18 protein-coding genes and 2 pseudogenes are annotated in these 18,627 nt (G+C 32.9%); 15 read left to right on the top strand and 5 right to left on the bottom strand.

Annotation, left to right across the window (positions count from 1 at the left end; genetic code table 11):
- The 8 genes and pseudogenes from HUE87_RS07050 to HUE87_RS07015 all read left to right on the top strand — a co-directional run bounded on the left by HUE87_RS07050 (position 1) and on the right by HUE87_RS07015 (position 6,897).
- A pseudogene (locus tag HUE87_RS07050) lies at positions 1-1,385 on the top strand (glutamate synthase subunit beta).
- 137 nt (positions 1,386-1,522) lie between these two features.
- Positions 1,523-2,368 carry an acetyl-CoA carboxylase, carboxyltransferase subunit beta gene (gene accD / locus HUE87_RS07045; protein WP_194365506.1) on the top strand — a complete coding sequence of 282 codons (846 nt, stop codon included), beginning with the start codon at positions 1,523-1,525 and terminating at the stop codon, positions 2,366-2,368.
- Complete coding sequence (locus HUE87_RS07040) at positions 2,368-2,931, top strand: thiamine phosphate synthase (protein ID WP_194365505.1); 564 nt, start codon at positions 2,368-2,370, stop codon at positions 2,929-2,931. The genes accD and HUE87_RS07040 overlap by 1 nt, the downstream gene beginning before the upstream one ends.
- A complete protein-coding gene (locus HUE87_RS07035) occupies positions 2,928-3,386 on the top strand; it encodes a 23S rRNA (pseudouridine(1915)-N(3))-methyltransferase RlmH (protein ID WP_194365504.1) in 459 nt (152 codons plus the stop codon). Before HUE87_RS07040 ends, HUE87_RS07035 begins: the two co-directional genes overlap by 4 nt.
- A 17-nt stretch (positions 3,387-3,403) precedes the next feature.
- Positions 3,404-3,754 carry an RNA polymerase-binding protein DksA gene (gene dksA, locus HUE87_RS07030; protein WP_194365503.1) on the top strand — a complete coding sequence of 117 codons (351 nt, stop codon included), beginning with the start codon at positions 3,404-3,406 and terminating at the stop codon, positions 3,752-3,754.
- Between the two features lie 13 nt (positions 3,755-3,767).
- Positions 3,768-4,784, top strand: a complete 1,017-nt coding sequence (locus HUE87_RS07025; RefSeq protein ID WP_194365502.1) for a hypothetical protein — start codon at positions 3,768-3,770, stop codon at positions 4,782-4,784.
- Between the two features lie 15 nt (positions 4,785-4,799).
- The gene (gene dusB, locus HUE87_RS07020) at positions 4,800-5,753 is read left to right on the top strand and encodes a tRNA dihydrouridine synthase DusB (protein ID WP_194365501.1); all 954 of its coding nucleotides are present in this window, start codon (positions 4,800-4,802) and stop codon (positions 5,751-5,753) included.
- 10 nt (positions 5,754-5,763) lie between these two features.
- Complete coding sequence (locus HUE87_RS07015; protein ID WP_194365500.1) at positions 5,764-6,897, top strand: hypothetical protein; 1,134 nt, start codon at positions 5,764-5,766, stop codon at positions 6,895-6,897.
- On the opposite strand, the gene HUE87_RS07010 is transcribed toward HUE87_RS07015, so the two are convergent.
- From HUE87_RS07010 to HUE87_RS07000, 3 genes are read right to left on the bottom strand one after another with little or no spacing between them, the layout of a single operon-like run.
- Positions 6,894-7,787, bottom strand: coding sequence for a hypothetical protein (locus HUE87_RS07010; RefSeq protein WP_194365499.1), 894 nt, complete (start codon positions 7,785-7,787; stop codon positions 6,894-6,896). The two genes, HUE87_RS07015 and HUE87_RS07010, sit on opposite strands and share 4 nt — an antisense overlap.
- Positions 7,784-8,128, bottom strand: coding sequence for a flagellar motor switch protein FliN (gene fliN / locus HUE87_RS07005; protein WP_194365498.1), 345 nt, complete (start codon positions 8,126-8,128; stop codon positions 7,784-7,786). The genes HUE87_RS07010 and fliN overlap by 4 nt, the downstream gene beginning before the upstream one ends.
- Positions 8,125-8,550: a chemotaxis protein CheX gene (locus tag HUE87_RS07000; RefSeq protein WP_194365497.1), complete on the bottom strand. Its 426-nt coding sequence runs from the start codon at positions 8,548-8,550 to the stop codon at positions 8,125-8,127. The genes fliN and HUE87_RS07000 overlap by 4 nt, the downstream gene beginning before the upstream one ends.
- Positions 8,551-8,681: 131 nt before the next feature.
- Between HUE87_RS07000 and HUE87_RS06995 the strand changes: the two genes are divergently transcribed.
- Positions 8,682-9,419 (top strand): sulfite exporter TauE/SafE family protein, encoded by a 738-nt coding sequence (locus HUE87_RS06995; protein ID WP_194365496.1) that lies wholly within the window; start codon positions 8,682-8,684, stop codon positions 9,417-9,419.
- Entirely contained in the window at positions 9,412-12,243 is a 2,832-nt protein-coding gene (gene uvrA, locus HUE87_RS06990) for an excinuclease ABC subunit UvrA (protein ID WP_194365495.1), read from the top strand. The genes HUE87_RS06995 and uvrA overlap by 8 nt, the downstream gene beginning before the upstream one ends.
- A gap of 10 nt (positions 12,244-12,253) precedes the next feature.
- Here the strand turns inward: uvrA and HUE87_RS06985 are convergent, their stop codons facing one another.
- Positions 12,254-13,153, bottom strand: coding sequence for an AEC family transporter (locus tag HUE87_RS06985; protein WP_194367913.1), 900 nt, complete (start codon positions 13,151-13,153; stop codon positions 12,254-12,256).
- A 189-nt stretch (positions 13,154-13,342) separates the two neighbouring features.
- Here HUE87_RS06985 and HUE87_RS06980 point away from each other — a divergent pair, with 189 nt between their 5' ends.
- The 4 genes and pseudogenes from HUE87_RS06980 to HUE87_RS12930 all read left to right on the top strand — a co-directional run bounded on the left by HUE87_RS06980 (position 13,343) and on the right by HUE87_RS12930 (position 17,288).
- A complete protein-coding gene (locus HUE87_RS06980) occupies positions 13,343-14,407 on the top strand; it encodes an ADP-ribosylglycohydrolase family protein (protein ID WP_194365494.1) in 1,065 nt (354 codons plus the stop codon).
- Between the two features lie 22 nt (positions 14,408-14,429).
- Positions 14,430-15,299 carry a radical SAM/SPASM domain-containing protein gene (locus tag HUE87_RS06975; protein WP_194365493.1) on the top strand — a complete coding sequence of 290 codons (870 nt, stop codon included), beginning with the start codon at positions 14,430-14,432 and terminating at the stop codon, positions 15,297-15,299.
- Between the two features lie 177 nt (positions 15,300-15,476).
- Positions 15,477-16,922, top strand: a pseudogene (locus tag HUE87_RS06970) (methyl-accepting chemotaxis protein); the annotation flags it as partial.
- Positions 16,923-16,928: 6 nt separating this feature from the next.
- On the top strand, positions 16,929-17,288 hold the full coding sequence (locus HUE87_RS12930) for a CZB domain-containing protein (RefSeq protein WP_430732983.1): 360 nt from the start codon (positions 16,929-16,931) through the stop codon (positions 17,286-17,288).
- 57 nt (positions 17,289-17,345) lie between these two features.
- Here the strand turns inward: HUE87_RS12930 and HUE87_RS06965 are convergent, their stop codons facing one another.
- Positions 17,346-17,603: a hypothetical protein gene (locus HUE87_RS06965; protein WP_194365491.1), complete on the bottom strand. Its 258-nt coding sequence runs from the start codon at positions 17,601-17,603 to the stop codon at positions 17,346-17,348.
- A 104-nt stretch (positions 17,604-17,707) separates the two neighbouring features.
- Here HUE87_RS06965 and HUE87_RS06960 point away from each other — a divergent pair, with 104 nt between their 5' ends.
- Positions 17,708-18,625 carry a manganese-dependent inorganic pyrophosphatase gene (locus HUE87_RS06960; protein WP_194365490.1) on the top strand — a complete coding sequence of 306 codons (918 nt, stop codon included), beginning with the start codon at positions 17,708-17,710 and terminating at the stop codon, positions 18,623-18,625.
- Positions 18,626-18,627: the final 2 nt, after the last annotated feature.

The raw sequence follows: 18,627 nt of genomic DNA, 5'->3' as shown, positions 1-18,627 counted from the left end.
ATGAGAGAATTTTTAACAATTGATAGAATAGAAGCAAAAAAAGATTAGTCGTTGAGAGAACAAAAGATTTTAGTGAAATTTATGAAGTTTTCGAGCGTGGTGAAGCAGCAAGTCAGAGTGATAGATGTATTCAATGTGGAGACCCATTTTGTCTAAATAAATGTCCTTTGCATAATTATGTTCCTCAGTGGTTAAAGGCTATTAGTGAAAAAGATTTAGAGTTTGCATTTAAATTGTCAAATGAGCCATCTCCATTTCCAGAAGTAATGGGTAGAGTATGTCCACATGATAGACTCTGTGAAGGTGATTGTACGCTGAATGATGGGCATGGAGCTATCACAATTGGTTCAATTGAGACACATATAACAGAAGAGGGATTTAAACAAGGCTTTAAGCCAGAATTTCCAGGAATTACCTCGAATAAAAAAGTAGCTGTGATAGGAAGTGGTCCTGCTGGATTGTCTGCAGCAACTTATCTTTTACGTTCCGGAATTGCTGTTACTATGTATGAGAGAAGTGACAGAGCTGGTGGACTTTTAACATATGGTATTCCTAACTTTAAACTAGACAAAAAAATAGTTAATCGTCGCGTAAATTTTTTACAAGAAGCAGGTATGGAGCTTATTTTAAATTGTGAAGTTGGAAAAGATATTGCCTTTGAAGATATTGCAAATACCCATGATACAATATTTATCGGCGTTGGTTCAACAAAGGCTAAAAGTGCATCGTTAGCAGGTGAAAATGCTGTTAATGTTTATGGTGCTATGGATTATTTGACATCAATTCAAAAGAAGAATTTTAAAACACCATATGATAAAAAGTTTGATTTTAAAGATAAAGATGTTGTTGTTATTGGTGGTGGAGATACAGCTATGGACTGTCTTAGAACTGCAAAAAGAGAAGGTGCAAAATCTGTAACTTGTCTTTATCGTCGTGATGCACATAATATGCCTGGAAGTCAAAAAGAGTATAAAAATGCTATGGAAGAGGGTGTTAATTTTACTTTTTTAACATCCCCAAAAGAAATTATTTTAAATGAAGATGGCAAAGCTGTATCTGTTGAAGTTGTTAAAACCACTTTAGGAGTCAAAGATGATAGCGGTCGTCAAAAAATGGAAGAATTAAAAGGTAGTGAGTTTAGGGTTAATGCTGACATAGTAATTATGTCATTAGGTTTTGATCCAGAAGTTCCAGCCTTTTTAGCAGAAAACGGAATTGATACAAATAAGTGGGGTGAAATAATCGTAAATGAAGATACCCACGAAACTACAACTGCTGGCATCTATGCTGGTGGAGACTGCTATAGAGGTGCTGATTTAGTTGTTACAGCAGCATATGATGGTCGTGAAGCTGCAAGAAATATTATAAAATCTTTACTTAAATAATTACAATAGTTTTTCTACATGTGGATAGTCTACATGTAGAAAAACAGCTTACCTTTTTAATGTAAAATCACTATAAATTATATAAGTAAAGTCAAAATTAGATATAATCCCGATTATTTATAATATAAGGATACATTTTGAACCTCTTAAGCATTTTCTCTTTTAACTCAGAAAAAAAACAGCCAATAAAAAGTGAAGCACCATCTCATTGGGTGAAGTGTAAATCTTGTCACTCTCTAATGTTTTACAAAGAGGTTGAAAAACAAAAACATGTTTGTCCAAAGTGTGGCTATCATATACGAATAGGTGTGCAAGAGCGCATTGAACTTTTAGCAGACGAGGGCACATTTATAGAGTTTGATAGTAATTTAAAACCTGTTGATCCACTAAAATTTTCAGATAAAAAGTCTTATAAACAGAGAATTGAAGAGGCTACAAAAAAGACTGGTAAAACTTCATCAGTAGTTAGCGGTGAGTGCAAGATGAATGGCGTGCCTGTTCAGGTTGTTATATTTGATTTTGCTTTTATGGGCGGATCATTAGGCTCAGTTGAGGGTGAAAAAATTGTTCGAGCAATAGAGCGTGCTATTGATAAAAGACATGGTGTTGTAATTTTAAGTGCTAGTGGTGGAGCTAGAATGCAAGAGAGTACATTTTCACTTTTGCAAATGAGTAAAACATCTGCCGCTCTTGCAAAATTAGCAAAGCACAACTTACCATATATTTCTGTTTTAACTGACCCAACAATGGGTGGTGTAAGCGCATCTTTTGCAACACTTGGAGATATTATTATTGCAGAGCCTGGAGCACTTGTAGGTTTTGCAGGACAGAGAGTAATAGAACAAACAATCGGTTCAGCTCTTCCTGATGGATTTCAAAGAGCAGAGTTCTTACTTGAAAAAGGTTCTATTGATATGATAGTTAATAGAAATAATTTAAAAAACACACTTTCAGACCTTCTAGCACTATTTAAAGTTGCTTAATGCGACTTTATGCACTTTGCGATCAGGACCTTCTAGATAGAGAAGGCCTTTCATTAGAAAAATTTGTAGAACTTGCTAGAAATCAAAAAGCAGAGATTATTCAGTATAGAAATAAAAATGCAGATATTACATTTATAAAGCAACAGTTAATTAAAATAAGGAAAATTTATGACGGATTTTTAATTGTAAATGACTCTTATGAACTTATTGAGTTTTGCGATGGTGTACATGTAGGACAAGAAGATCTCAAAGCTATAGATGAGAATGTCTTTAAAGCTGTTAAAATTTTAAGAAGTGTTATAAAAGAAGATAAAATATTAGGTATATCTACCCATAATGAAGAAGAGGTTTTGCAAGCAAATAATATGGATCTAAACTATATAGGCTTAGGAGCTTTTAGGGAAACAAATACCAAAGAGGGTATCTCAACAGTTCTTGGGAGCAGACTTGATGAGATTGCTTCAAAATCAAAACATTTAGTTGGTGCTATTGGAGGCGTTACATCTGATGATGATTTTCTTCATGTCACTTATCATGTTATTGGAAGCGGACTTATAAAGTGAATATAGATATAGTCTCAATTGCAAAAAAAGAGCATTCAACTTATGACCCATTGTACAAAGAGCTTACTAAAATGATTTCTCGCTTTGCCAAAGTTAAAGATATTGAACTTTTCAACAAAGATGTAACAAAAGCACACACTATTTCATCAATGGCCTCAAAGCAGGCATATACAAAGCTTTTGAATCCACACATAAACAAAGGATTTAGTGTAAGTTTACATCCTGATGGAAAAATAATCGATAGTTATGAGTTTAGTAAGCTATTAGATGGTAAAATTGCGATTAAATTTTTTATAGGTGGTGCTTACGGCTTTGAGGATAGTTTTTTAAAACAAAGCGACGCTGTAATAAGTCTTGGAAATATGACTATGAGTCATAAAATAGCAAAAGTAGTTTTGCTTGAACAGATTTATAGAGGTTTTTCTATACTTAGTAACCATCCATATCATAAATAACATAAAAGGGAATATCAGTGCAAGAAAGCGAATTTAATTATTTCAAAGAGATTTTAGAGGGTAGAAAAGTACAAATAATGAAAAATATTTCAGGCTTTAATGATGAGCTTGACCAGCTTAATTCGCTAGAGTTAAATGATGAGGCAGATCATGCATCTGTAGGCAATAGCTCAATGGTAGAGAGCGCGATAGTAAGACAGCAAGAGCAAGAATTAAGAGAGATTAATGTAACATTAGGAAAAATATCAACTCGTGATTATGGAACATGTGAAATGTGTGAAGAACCTATAGGCTTTCAAAGACTGAAGGTTAAACCACACGCGATATACTGTATTGACTGTAGGGAAATAGTAGAAAAAACTAGATAATAGGAGTTTATTAATGTACATAAAAAGATACACAATATCAGCATTTATATTAATTGTTTTAGTGGGTTGGTATGTTTATGCTTTTATAACACAAGAGAGTGCCAATATTATCTTGTTTGGTGTTGAATTACCATCAATTTCTATAGCTATACTGGTTATTGTACCTTTAATTGTATTGTATATTGCAACTGTTGCACATATGTCATTTTATGCACTTTTAGGGAGTTTTAAACTTCGTAAGTATGATAAAGATTATGAAAAAATTGTAGACGCAATTGTAGATGCTTACCTTGGTAAAGAAAACCGTTCTCATAGCTTTAAAACAGAAAGATACAAGCTTCTGGGGGCACTTGTTGATAATGCAGCTATTCTTCCTAATGGCGGCCTAGATTCCAATATTGACAACAGTAAGGTTAGTGAAGTTCTTACTATTATCAATAAAATTAAATGTGGTGAATCGGTGGAACTTAAAAAATATTCACTTCCATCATTTAATAAGTTTGTAATTCAAAATACTAGAAATAAATATAAAAATGGTGAATTGACACACGAAGATATACTGAGTAATATGAGTAAACATGATGACTCTTTAGGTAGAGAAGTTTATGTTGATTTTGTAAAAGATGCACCATTGAATGCTATAGAAAAGTATAAAAGTTCATTAACTAAAGAGTCATTATTTGTAATTTTATCTAGAGTAAATGCTGATGAAAATACTTTAGAGATTTCTAATGATTCTTTGATTTCTCTCTTTAGTAATTTAGATTTAACTTCAGATGACTATATGAAAGTATCTCAAGTACTTTCAAAAACAATGGTTCCAGATCAAAGAATTATACTTTTTGAGACACTTAGTACTAAAGATGACAAGATTATGGAGGCATATCTCTATACCCTATTCGATTTAGAGATGTTGGCACCTGCACAAGAGATACTAGATAATTCTCAAGATAATGATTATACTTATTTCAAAGCGTATAGCTCATTAAGAGAGTGTGGTAAATATTTTGACATTAATCTATTCTTATAATACCAAAATGTTAAAATGTTAAAAAACTTATCCTTTGATAAACCAATATATGTGTTAGCTCCACTTGCTGGATTTACAGACCTACCTTTTAGGAGTGTTACTAAAAAATTTGGAGCTGACCTCACTGTTAGTGAAATGCTTAGTTCTAATGCTTTAGCTCATGGTTCTAAAAAAACTCTGCACATGTTAGAAAAATCCCCTATAGAAGATCCTTATTCTGTTCAAATTTCTGGTTCTGATGTCGATGTAGTTAAGCAGGCAGTAGAGATTTTAAATGAGTATGATGGAATTGATATCATTGATTTAAACTGCGGATGCCCTGTTCCAAAGGTGGTTGGGCATGGAAGTGGAAGTTCATTGCTTTTAAACTTGCCACTTATGGGTGATATAATAAAAACTATAAAAGAAACGTCAAATAAAAGCTTAACAAGTGTAAAAATTAGACTTGGCTTTGAAGAAAAAAATCATATAGAGATTGCGAAAATGGTTGAAGATAGTGGGGCTGACTTTTTAGCTGTTCATGGTAGAACAAGGGCTGGAAAATTTAAGTCTGCTGTTGATTATGATGCAATAGCGGAGATAAAAAGAGCTGTTAATATTCCAGTGATTGCAAATGGAGATATAGACTCATTCGACAAAGCAAAATGGGTTTTAGATCACACTGGAGTTGATGGAATTATGATTGGACGTGGTGCTGTTGGTGCTCCTTGGATTTTTCATCAACTTCGAACAGGAACTAAGGATATTGACAAAAATATTAAGCATGATATAATCATGGAGCACTTTGACAAAATGATAGAGTTTTATGATTCATATGGTGTTGCAATGTTTAGAAAGCATACCCATACTTACTCTAAAGGTTATAGAGGTGCATCAGCACTTAGAAACAGCGTAAATAGTATTAGCAATATAGAAGAATATCGCGCTGTAATAGATGACTTTTTTAAAAATAGTGAGTTGTTAACTTGATGATTAATATATGTTAGAGATAAGTAATTCAATAAAAGTATTAGACGATAGAGATATAGGTGATAATTTATTCCACTATGAGTACAATGTTAAGCATCTTCTTTCTCTTATAGAAAAAGGGATGGACAGAGAAGATCCACTATTCTTAAGCTCCTACCGCTCTTTTGAGGGCGAAGTATTTGAAAATTTTATATATGAAAAGCTATTAAGATATGCTCAAGAAAACCAATATATAGATAAGTTTATATTAAAAGGTTTTCATCAAAATAAATTTAAAGCATATGCAAATACCCTCTCTATAAGTGAAAAGCAACAGATTGTTTATAGAACAAAAAGCAGAGAGATTAGTGAATTTGATGCTATGCTTGTTACGAAAGACAAAGAGTTATATTTTGTAGAGATGACACTTGTGAAATCTGTGTTAAAATTAAGAAAAAGGCTTAGAAAGAAAAAAGCTCTTTTGGAAATAATATTCCCAGATTATGATATAAAAGCTCTAATCATTTTAAATGCTGGTGCTACTGGCATTAAGCAATTTCCTGATTATTGTAAAGTTTGGGTTACAGAGGAGTTCTCAGCTCAAAATGTACTTGACTATATTGTGGACAAGCATCCAAGAGAGCTATTACCAAAGCAAAAAGTAAATTCACTAAAGATGATAGAAGCTCATTCACTAAGGAACTATCAATTTAGATACTATAACACAATGTCCTGGATTACTAAAAGCATAAGAAGCCATGCTAAACATATAATTGATATGAACTTTTTAATGAGTGTAAATACTCAAAGATACCTCGATTTGTATAATAAGTTTTATGTAGGCTTTATTAATGCTATTGATGTTAGAGATGAATTAGGTTTAGATTCAAAGTATAGTGATACTCAAAGAGTAGTTGTAGCAATTGAGAAGAAACATACTAATGAGATAGTAGTTACATTTTATGTGCAACTTACTCGTAAAAACTTATATTTGTACTCTTTTGATGATAATAAAGTTGTTAAAGAAAAAAAAGACCCTTATGGGATAACAGTTACGGAAGTTTATCATATAGATAAAATGATGAATGATGAATATAAATTAAATAATTCAAATATTAAAACAATAAAAAAGCTTTTAAGAGAGCGATTTGAAAGAGATTCCTAAGCCTCGTAAGCTATAGAAGCTGCTCTCTCTTTATATGCTTGAAGCGGTTCTTTTGCTATTGCACTATTAGCTCCATCATTTGAATGCAGAAAATCATCAAGTTCTTTATGTCTGTTTTGTAAAATAGTATCAAAATCATCTTGAGTAACAGGTTTATTCTCTTTGAACTTATCAAGAAGTACATTGCTTTTACCCATTAGAACAAGGTAACTCTGTTCACCAAAATCAAGCATTACAACACTGTTTTCTTTATCTATTGAACTTTGAAACCTTATGCTAACATCATCTGAGTGCTGAGAAATCTCATTTTGAGATTCTAAATTCTCTTTAAACAACCAAGATGAAGTTTGTTTTTGCTTACTATTCTTTGGAGCAACTTTGTTTTTAATAAACAGTAGTATGATAATTCCAAGTATTAGTATTGCAGTAACAATAAAGTAACTTTTAGACATGCCAGTATCTTTTTTTGTTGGAAGTGAACCAAATGGTAAGTTTTCGGCTTTAGTTGTAGTTGAAGATTTTTTTATTACTTCTGCTTTAGTCGTAAATCTAAGTCTTAGTCCATAAGCATCAGATGTTTTTGAAGCTTTTATAATTACAGATGAAGGAACCGATGCAACTATTTTGGTATATCCTTCCATTGGTGTTATGCTTAAAGATCTTATATAGTCTGAAGATAGTTGTTTTAATTTTCTTGACTCTATCGTTGCGTCTTCAAGTTTAATAGTAATTGTTGATTTGCCAATACTTTGCTTTATTATTCCATCATATGGTGTATCAAACGTTATCATAACATCTACTCTGTCTGTTCTTTCATAAATATTGTAACTTAAAATTTTTGAGCTATATAAGGAGAGGGGAAGTAAAAAAATAAGAAAAAGTTTATTCATAGCTTCTCTTTTGACAGGTGATATAAAACAGCACTTGAATCTAAAATTTCATTTATACGAATAGCTAGGTTTTTTTCATAAACCATTACTTCACCTTTGCCTAAGATACGCCCATTGACATAAGATTCAACACTTTCACCTGCTGGTTTTTTTAAATCAATAAGAGAACCTTTTGTTAACTTTAGAACTTCTCCAACTGTTAGTTCTGTTTCACCTAAAATTGATACAAACTCCACTTCCATGTCTAAAAGACCGCCATAATTCATCCATGACAACTCTTCTTCTGGATTATATACTGCTGGTTTCTCTCCATATGGATTGCGATTTTTGTTTTTGCTCAATTTAGTTCCTTAATTGCAATGATCATCTCATCTTTTTGTATCTTAACGACTTTTGCATAATCATACTCAAAGTCAAATACATCAAGTTTTTCAAAATGAGGAACACTGATGTTGAATTGGTTTTTTCCTGATTCTTCAGCAAGGACTTTAGCACTGCCAACAATCAAATTTGCAGTTTCTAAAGTCATATCTATTAGAGTGTTCTCATCACTCTCATCTTCTTCTATCATAAGTGTAGATATTCTTTGAGCAAAACTAGGTGATATGGCTAGATAAACCCTATACATTACATTATTTGAAGCTTCTATGTCTATATAAGCAATAAGTGTTCTCGTTTTAATAATGTTGTTATGTATTTCATAAGGCTCCCTTACTTGATGGATACAAAAATTTTCCGAAGCTTGTATAATCGTTTTTAACATTTTATATAATCCCTTAATTGCAGTCATTATACTTTATTGAATCTCAAAATAAAATTAAACAATAGTGTATAATCTTACATAAAACTACTCTAAAGTGTATGTTGAGTATAATTCCCAAAAAGTTTTAATATATGATTGAATTAATTTTTTTAGGTATTGGTGTTGGTACTTTATCCGGCTTTTTTGGTATTGGTGGTGGAACTATTTTAGTTCCTCTGTTACTGCTATTAGGCTATAGTACCAAATCTGCGATAGGCATATCGGTTGTGCAGATGGTTTTTAGTTCTGTGTATGGTAGTTACTTAAACAATAAAAAAGGTACACTTGATGTGCCTATGGTTATTGTGATTGGGTCTGGCGGCTTTTTTGGAGCACTACTTAGTGGAAAAATAACTTCAAGTTTTGATGATAAAACTTTAGAAATTATTTTCTTGGCTTTTGCAATTTTTGCACTTCTCAGGCTATTTTTTAAAACAGTGCAAAATATGCCGCAAAAAGAATTAAACAGAGTTCTACTATTTATAATTGGCTTTGTATTGGGTGCTGTTAGTATGGCTATTGGTGTTGGCGGAAGTATTATGCTTGTTCCAATCTTGGTGGGATTTCTACATGTAGAATTAAAAAAAGCTATTTCAGCTGGGCTTTTTTTTGTTGTTTTCTCATCAGTAGCAGGATTGATTTCTCAATCGTTAAGTAAACATGTAGATTTTGAGAGTGGACTTATTGTTGGATTAGCATCACTATTTGGTGTATATGTAGGAATAGTTTTAAAAGATAGAGTAAATTCAGAGCTGCAAAAAAAACTTTTAGTTGGGTTTTACCTTTTTGTAGTGATATATTTAATAAATAGGATTTTTATAAATGGCTAAAAAAGATGTAATTACGATAACTGGTGCAAGAGAAAATAATTTAAAAAATATAAACTTAACAATCCCAAAAAATGAATTAGTTGTTTTTACAGGTCTAAGTGGAAGCGGTAAATCTACTTTAGCTTTTGACACTCTGTATGCAGAGGGACAAAGACGATATATGGAGTCACTCTCTTCTTATGCAAGACAGTTTCTTGACCGTGTTGGAAAACCGGATGTTGACAAAATAGAGGGCTTGACCCCTGCCATAGCAATTGATCAAAAAACTACTTCTAAAAATCCTCGTTCAACTGTTGGAACAATAACAGAAATTTATGATTACTTTAGACTTTTATATGCACGTGTTGGAGTTCAGCACTGTCATAAGTGTAAAAAAGTAATTTCACAAATGAGTGCATCAGATATAATTAGTGAAGTTGCAAAGCTCCCTGAGGGTGCAAAGTTGGTCCTTTTAGCTCCGCTTGTAAATGAGAAAAAAGGCTCTTATGCAGACATGTTGGAATCCCTTGTTCATAAAGGTTATGTAAGGGCAATGATAGATGGTGTTATGGTTAGGCTAGATGAAGATATAGAACTTAGTAAAACTAAAAAACATACCATTAAAGTTGTTATAGACAGAGTTGTAGTAAAGCCTGAAAACAAAGAGCGTATAGCAGCAGATGTTGAAAAAGCTTTAAAAGAGAGTTATGGTGAGTTAGAGATAGATATATTAAACCATAAAGAGTTAGGTATACAAGCGCAACAAATTCACTATAGTGAGCACAATGCTTGTTTTGATTGTAAGATAAGCTTTGAACCGCTAGAGCCTCTCTCTTTCTCGTTTAATTCACCTAAGGGCGCTTGCCCTGAATGTGATGGACTTGGACTTCGTTATGCACTTGACCATGAAAAAATTATAGATAGTGACTTATGTGTAGAAAAAGGTGCGGTTAAAATAGTATATGGCTTTAACAAAGGATACTATTTTACATTTTTAAAGGGATTTTGTGCGGCAAACAAGATAGATATTAAAATTGCTTACTCTGAATTACCAGAGCACCAGAAGAAAGCTATTTTACATGGTGGTATAGAAGAAGTTCCATTTCTTTGGAAAAATCATGAAGTGAAAAGAGTCTGGCCTGGAATTATTAGAATTGCATATGACATGTTTAAAGATGAGAAAGAATTAGCAGACTATATGAGCGAAAAAGTTTGTAATATTTGTGACTCACACAGACTTAAGAGAGAATCACTGGCTGTCAGAGTTGCAGATAAAGGGATAGCAGAGCTTTTGGATATGCCTATAGGAAAAACATACGAATGGTTTAATAACAAAGAGAACTTTACCCATATGAACACTCAAGATACGCAAGTAGCAGCACCTATTTTAAATGAGATAAGAGAGAGACTTTACTTTTTGTTTGATGTTGGACTCGCTTATATTACTCTAGGTCGGGATGCTAGAACTATTAGTGGCGGCGAGGCTCAAAGAATTCGTATAGCTTCACAAATCGGCAGTGGATTAACAGGTGTTTTATATGTTTTAGATGAACCAAGTATTGGTCTTCACGAGAGAGACACTCTAAAGCTAATTCGTACTCTCAGAAGTCTTCAAGAGAAAGGCAACAGCGTTATTGTAGTTGAGCATGACAAAGAGACTATTGAAAATGCCGACTTTATAGTTGACATAGGTAGTGGGGCAGGGAAGTTTGGTGGAGAGGTTGTGTTTAGCGGTACATTAGATAAGCTAAAAAAAGCTAAAACACTTACTGCTGATTATCTTTATGGTAGAAAAAAGATAGAGTACTTTTACAGACGCGAACAAGATAAATATATAGAGATAAAAAATGTCACTATCAATAATATTGAGAATTTAAGTGCAAAAATACCACTTAATAACTTTGTATGTATTACAGGTGTGAGTGGAAGTGGAAAAAGTTCACTTATGCTTCAAACACTTCTCCCTACTGCAAGAGAGCTTCTTAATCATGCACGAAAAGTAAAAAAAGTAGCAGGTGTAGAGATAACCGGACTTCAACATGTAGACAAGGTTATATATCTTGATCAAAGCCCAATAGGGAGGACTCCAAGAAGTAATCCGGCAACATATACTGGTGTAATGGATGAAATTAGAGATCTGTTTTCTAAAACAAAAGAGTCACAAATACGAGGATATACAACGTCAAGGTTTAGTTTTAATGTTAAGGGCGGAAGATGTGAGAAGTGTCAAGGTGAGGGTCAAATCAAAATAGAGATGCACTTTTTGCCAGACATCATGGTGAAGTGTGATACATGTCATGGTACAAGGTATAACCAACAGACTTTAGAAGTATTTTATAAAGGCAAGACTATATCTGATGTGTTAAATATGAGTGTGGATGAAGCTTTTGAGTTCTTTAAACCTATTCCTAAAATACACCAAAAAATGAAAACTCTTGTAGATGTTGGACTTGGTTATATCTCGCTTGGTCAAAATGCTGTTACACTCTCAGGTGGTGAAGCTCAAAGAATTAAACTAAGTAAAGAGTTGAGCCGTAAAGACACAGGACAGACTCTCTATATTTTGGATGAACCTACGACGGGACTTCACTTTGCAGATGTAGATAGACTTACAGATGTATTGCATCAGTTTGTTGAACTTGGAAACAGTGTACTAATAATTGAACATAATCTAGACATGATAAAAAATGCTGACTGGGTAATAGACATGGGACCTGAAGGTGGTTCTGGCGGAGGACTTATTATTGCGCAAGGCTCACCAGAAACACTAGCAGATGAGTATGAAAAAACAGGAAGCTATACAGGTGAGTATCTGAAAAAAGAGTTAGCTTTACATAATAACTAGTATCTATATGTTAGGTTATAAGTTTAAATAAAATTGCTGTTGTGAAAAATGATATAAGTATTCCGTATCCGACAATAGCGGAGCTTAGTCTTGGTGCTAGACCTGCCATAGAAGCTATGACACCCGCTGTTATCATTGGTCCCATACCTGACTCCATTATGGAGACTAATGAGGCTTGATTATCCCATGAAAATATATAACATACTAAGTATGCTATTAAAGGGGCAATAATAAGTTTTGTAATCAAAGCAACACTAAAAGGTTTTATATCTTCATATGGAAGTCTGAATCTAAGCTGTAAGCCAACCGCGACCAAGGCAATTGGAACAATAGTGACAGCTAGTGAGGATAAAACACTAGTTACTACCGGATGAAAAGTAGTTCCTATAAAAAAGAGTGCTATGACTAACGCAATAAATGCTGGAAAAGTTAATATTTTAATTAGAATAATTTTAATATTTAATTCGCTTGTTATTGAGTAGTAAGAGGCAATGAAAGTTCCATATGTTGATAAAATTATAAAAGAACCCAATTGATCATAGATTAAAACATAGGCAAGAGCAGATTCACCGAGGTAGGCATTAATTATAGGAATTCCAACAAATGATGTATTTCCTAATACAGCTACAAGCAGTAGTGCACCTGTGATCTCTTTTGAAAAGTTTAACATCTTAGATGTAAATAGTATAATTATGGCACTTACGCTAATAACTATCCAGGCTACAACAACTGGTATAATTACTTCTATTGAAAATGTTAGTTTAGGAATCTGGAGTAAAATCATTGCCGGCAATGAAATATACAAAACAAACTGATTTAATATAATAGGGGTCTCTTTAGGAAATATTTTTAATTTATTTATAAAATAACCAATAATAATTGACACAAGTATTAACGCAAAATTCTCCATTATTTGTTTAATCATCCCTATTGTTTAATTGAGTTTGTAAGTATATAATATTTTATTTATATTATAACTTCTATAACAATACTATGTTTATTAAAACCTTATGAAATTATAAACTATTACATGCACTTAAAATTTATAGCCAGCCTAAATATTACTTAGTTAGAATTAAGTAAAAAATAGGTAGAAATTATGAGTACTATTACAAAACAAGAGAGAATAAAAGGGGCTTTTTTTGCCTCAATAGTTGGGGATGCACTTTGTCTTGGAAGTCATTACGAATATGATGCAAAAAAGATTCATGAAGCATATGGAAGCCAGCCAATAGAAAAGTTTATGTCACCAGGAGAGATGATGGGTGGACAAACACATGGAATAGGATGGGGAGAGAGAAATTACCATCCAGGTAAAAAAGCTGGTGGAACTACTGACTATGGCGATTATAATATTTTAGTTTTAGAGCATTTGGCTACCATAAGTGATGAAGTACGCCCTTTTAGTGTTGCCAATATGATTCCTCACTGGATGAATAGACTGGAAAATGGGTGGGGGTCATGGATATGTACTATGACAAAAGAGACATACGCTCAGGTGAAAAAAGGGGTCCCGGTTGAGCGTCTTGGAGGTTTTTCAAATGCTATGGCAATTCGACATGTAGCTGCCCATGGATACTACGATACAGAAGAAGAAGTTGTTGATGTTGCAAGAAAGGCAATGTTTACACATATAAATGCTGAAGCTTTAGGTGGTGGAGAGTTTTTTGCCCGTGTTACCCACAGAGTTATTAATGGAGAAAAACCAATTGATGCAATAGAGAATGTCGGACTACAGATGGGTGGCTTTTATGACACTAAGGTTGCTCAAGCCATTGACAAGTATAAAGAAGAGGCTGACCCTGATTCATCTCTCTCAAGAGAAAAGTTTAGTGATGACTTGGCTATCACAAGCATGGCTAGACTTTGGGACGTAGGTCGTTCTGAGCCAATAAAAGTAGGAAAAGCCAGCCCAACGGAAGGGACACTTCCCGGGGCAGTTTACTTTATACTAAAATATGCAGACGAAGAAGATGGACTTAAGAGGGCTCTTCAAGCAAATGCTATGGTTGGTGGGGACAATGCTTCACGCGCTATTGCCATCGGTATGGTTCTTGGTGCTTATAAGGGTGTAGATGCAGTACCAAATGAATGGAAAAATACCCTTGATCAGTGGGAGTATTGTGAAAGTTTACTAAATCAGCTACCATTGCTAAAAAGTTAATATTTAGAAAAAAAGAGGGTAAATGTCAAAAAAGAGAATGCACAAAGTCTACATTGAACTCACATCTAAATGTGGATTGTCATGTGACTTTTGTCCATCTTCAAACAGGGTTATCTCAAATATGGATAAGAGACTGTTTGAAAAAGTAAATATTGAGGCAAAATTCTTTACTGACGATATAGCATACCATGTTGTCGGTGACCCGCTTTTAGTTGAAAATATAAAAGAGTATCTTGATATTAGCTATAAAGCGGGTCTTAATGTCCATATTACAACTGCTGGATACTATCTTAAACCTCTACATGTAGAAGTGTTAAATCATCCAGCCATAAAGCAGATTAACTTCTCTCTCAACAGTTACCGAGCAAATACACTCCCAATCTCTTTAGAAGTTTACCTTACTAAAATAGCTGAATTTACACTTGCTTTTCGTGCTCTCAATAATAAATCTTTTATTAATTACAGACTGTGGAATGAAGATAGTGACAACTCTCATAAAGATTATAACAATGAAGTAATATCTATAATATTTAATAAACTTGGTTCCAAATTGCTGTCTACAGGAGATATGACTAAAAAAATGCGTGTAATTTCTAAAGTTTTATTTAATTTTGATTCTCTTTTTTCTTGGCCATCACTAGAGGCCCAATTTGTTAGTGAAAAAGGTTATTGTCATGGGTTAAGTTCTCAAATGGCAATTTTAAGCAGTGGAGAAGTTGTGCCATGTTGTTTTGACTATGAAGCAAAAATAAATTTGGGCAATGTTAAAGATGAATCTATTTCTGACATTATAAATAAAGAACGTTCTAAAGCTATTACTAATGGATTTAAAAATGGTGATGTAGTTGAAGATTTATGTCGTCACTGTTTGTACCGTACAAAATTTAACTAATATTAAAATGTTAATAACAAAATACTACTATTCTATTATGCTAAATATGTGAACAATAGTAACATATTTGCAATAATATTGTTATTTGTTTAACATATTAGAACAATAATCTATTTTAACTTGCCCTTTAATAATTAATTAGTTATTATATGTTAATTTAAATTAAGGAATGTAGATATGAATTTTGCAAAGAACTTTAGTATTAAACAAATTTTAACAACAGTGGGGATTGTTGTCTTTATTTCAATGTCTGTAACGGCTTTCTTAAATCATTCAAATATAGCGAGTGTTGAGAGAACGATAGAAAATTCTGCTGAGAAGGTTTTACCGCACGCATTTAATCTTACAAAATTACAAGTTAATGTTATACAAATTCAGCAGTGGCTTACGGACGCAGCTGCAACAAGGGCTAAAGATGGTCTTGATGAAGGTTATGTAGAGGCAAAAAAACATTTTAATGAAGCAAATAATAGATTAGATGAATTAATAGAATATCATAAGAGCGACAAACAATCGGATATGGTTAGTGATTTAAAAACATTTAGAATAGAGTTGAAAAACTATTATGATTTAACCCTTAAGATGACTGATGAATATGTAAATAATGGTACAGATGCAGGTAATATTTATATGCCTAAAGTTGATGTCAGCACACAAAAGCTATATGAAAAAATTGAAAATTGGGTATCTGAACATATAAATAATAACCTTTTAATTATGGAAGAGATGAATCATTCACTAAAGGTAGCAGATGCGGAGGTTGCTATTTCGTCTCTTATGTTAGTTATTATTGCAGGTATTGGCATGCTTTTTGTTGTTAATATTCTTTTGTCTGTAGATAAACTAAAAAATTATCTCTCCACACTTGCAGATAGTAATTTTGAAAGTGTTTGTAATATGAAAGGAAAAAATGAGATTGCTTCAATTGGTAGAGGTATTAATCAGTTGGTTGTTAGAGTAAAAGAGTCAATTGAAGAGAATAAACAAGCAACAGAGGCTGCAAAAGAAAAAACTATTGAAGTTGAACACTCTCTTTTAAGAAATAAATTTGTTGTAGAGTTGGGTAATGTTTTCTCTTCAGGAGCAAAAGATAGTATACAAAAAGTTCAATCAAGCACAGAGAGCAACCTAGCTGAAATAAAAGTTATGTCTGAACTTAATTCAAAAAGCTCTCAAGGTATTAGCGAACTTAGAGAAAATAACAGTGGATTGCATCAGGCACTTGAAAATATTGTGGAAGCATCTTCGGAGACTAAAAGAAGTTCAGATGAACTTAATGAAAACATAGCTTCAATATCAGCAGTAGTAGAGCTCATTAAGGAGATTGCAGACCAGACAAACCTTCTTGCACTTAATGCGGCTATTGAAGCAGCAAGAGCTGGTGAGCATGGTAGAGGATTTGCAGTAGTTGCTGATGAAGTAAGAAAACTAGCTGAGAGAACTCAAAAAGCTACAGGTGAGATAGAAGTAAGTATTGGTGTTGTAAATCAAAGCTCATCAACTATGCTTGAGCAGAGTGAAACTATGGAGAAAGTATCAAGTGAGGCAAAAGATAAAGTTGATGGTTTTCAAGATAGTTTTGTTGAGATGGCACAAACTGTAGAAGAATTAAACCATAGCAGTAGTTATATTGCAAATAAAGTATTTATTACGCTTGCTGAACTAGATCATGTTCTATTTAAAATAAATGGATACAGAACTGTGTTTAACAATGAAGATAAGCTTCTCTCAGATCACCATAGCTGCAGGTTTGGCAAATGGTATGAAGGTGAAGGAAAAGAGTTCTTTGGTAAGACTAAAGCTTACTTACAGATAAAAATACCTCATGCAACAGTTCATACAAATATAAACAATGCGATTGCTCTGAATGTAGCCAGAGATAGAGATAAAAATACAGATAACATGATAATAGATGATTTTATTAAAACAGAAAAAGTATCTATGGAGCTGTTTAGTATATTGGATGAAATGGTTGAAGAGGCTAATTAATCTTGTGCACTACCTTCTTTGGGGATATAACCCAAAGAAGAGATATGTTTTTTAAAACTATTTTTTCTTATAATCTTCTAAAACTTGTTCAATATCTTCTCTCTCTTCCTCTTTAAGGTGGTCACAATATATAGAAACTTTTTTTAAATAATCCATTGATGCACTCTCATGTTTTAGTTTTATTTTGTTATCTGTTGCATCTTTTGATAAGTCAGAATATTCATTATATTTATTAAGTGATTCTAAACACTCGTTAGCATAAATACTTCCGGTAAAGGTAAAAGTCATTATTATGGCAAATGTAATTTTTTTCATTAAAGAACCTTTTTTTTTAATGTATTATATCAACTAATAACAAGAATATAACTTTTTAAATGTAAAATTTTAGTATAATTGCGAAAAAAATTAAAGGTTATTAAATGTCAACGTATATTTTTGGTCATACTAATCCAGATAGTGACTCTATTGTAGGTGCTATATCTCTTTCATATCTTAAAAATCAGCTTGGTGAAGAGTGTGTACCTACTCGTCAAGGAGAGATATCTCCAGAAACAGAGTTTATTTTAAATAAGTTTGGCGGAACATTGCCAGAGCTAAAAACTTCTGTTGCAGGGGAAAAAGTTTATATAGTTGATTTTTCTGATAAAGCTCAAGCTCCAAAAGATATTATGGAAGCTACAATCTTAGGAATAGTTGATCATCATAAATTAGGTGATTTAACTACTGATACCCCTTTAGAGTGCTGGATTCGCCCTATAGGGTGTACAAACACAGTTATAAAAGAAATGTACGATTACCATGGAGTGGAGATCCCAAAAGATATTGCAGGGATGATGCTATGTGCAATTTTAAGTGATACTGTAATTTTCAAATCACCTACATGTACTAAAACAGATACTAAGGTCTGTAAAGAGCTTGCTAAAATTGCCGAAATAGAAGACTATAAAGCACTTGGTATGGAGATGTTTATAGTTAAATCTGCAGTGGTAGGTGCTACAGCCCGTGAATTGAATACTCGTGATTACAAAGAGTTTGATATGGGTGGTTCTAGACTGGGAATAGGGCAGCTTGAAGTAGTTGATTTAAGTGTATTTGATAATCTTAAATATGATTTATTTAAAGACATGAAAAAGCTAAAAGATGAGAGTGGTCTACAATCTGTTCTTATACTCTTAACAGACATAATGAAGGAAGGCTCACAACTTTTAGTTGTGAGTGATGATGAGAGTAAAGTAGAGTCTGCTTTTGAATGTAAACTTGAAAATTCAGAAGTTTGGCTTGATGGAGTTTTAAGCCGTAAAAAACAGGTTATACCTTTTCTTCAACGACAGTTTTAATT

Source organism: Candidatus Sulfurimonas marisnigri (assembly GCF_015265475.1).
In the GTDB taxonomy this organism is placed as follows: domain Bacteria; phylum Campylobacterota; class Campylobacteria; order Campylobacterales; family Sulfurimonadaceae; genus Sulfurimonas; species Sulfurimonas marisnigri.
This window is presented reverse-complemented; position numbering and strand designations above follow the sequence as displayed.